Here is a 546-nt window from a genome sequence, read left to right on the forward strand (position 1 = left end):
GTACAGTTCATACTCCGTTCATACAATCTAGTTATAATCATGTTAAATAGAATGAGGGGGAAATGTAATGCATCAACCTGCGAAATTATTACTTGTATGTGCTGGATTATTTGGTTTAATTGGAGCATTTTTAGGATCGCATTTGGCTGGAGCTGGCGATTACGCAATGCGTCCGATTCACGCACATATCTTAGTAGTCGGATGGTTAAGTCTATTCAGTTGGGCAGTATACTATAAAGTATTTGCGACTAAGTATGGTATGTTAGAAAAGTTACACGTGTGGTCTGCAATAACTGGATCATTTGGCCTTACAATAGGTATGTATATAAACAATGTTTTAGAAAGTAATGTTTTCACTTTAATTGTTTATATAGTTGGAGGTTCTATATTACTATTAAGTTTTATTATATTTTTCATCCAAACATTGCAACAAATGGAGAGATTTGTGTCAACACATTGTAAAAGGATTGGAATCCAAGTCTTGGGTTCCGACATGTTCTGATTGTAGTCAGGTGTCTACTGATAGACCCATTTCCAGAATCAGCC

General features: G+C 35.5%; 1 protein-coding gene. It reads left to right on the forward strand.

The window, feature by feature from the left end:
• Positions 1–67 precede the first annotated feature (67 nt).
• Positions 68–502 (forward strand): hypothetical protein, encoded by a 435-nt coding sequence (locus tag ACFQY0_RS21375; RefSeq protein ID WP_379717143.1) that lies wholly within the window; start codon positions 68–70, stop codon positions 500–502.
• Positions 503–546 lie beyond the last annotated feature (44 nt).

The sequence above is a fragment of the Haloferula chungangensis genome (assembly GCF_042664875.1).
GTDB lineage: Bacteria > Verrucomicrobiota > Verrucomicrobiia > Verrucomicrobiales > Akkermansiaceae > Haloferula > Haloferula chungangensis.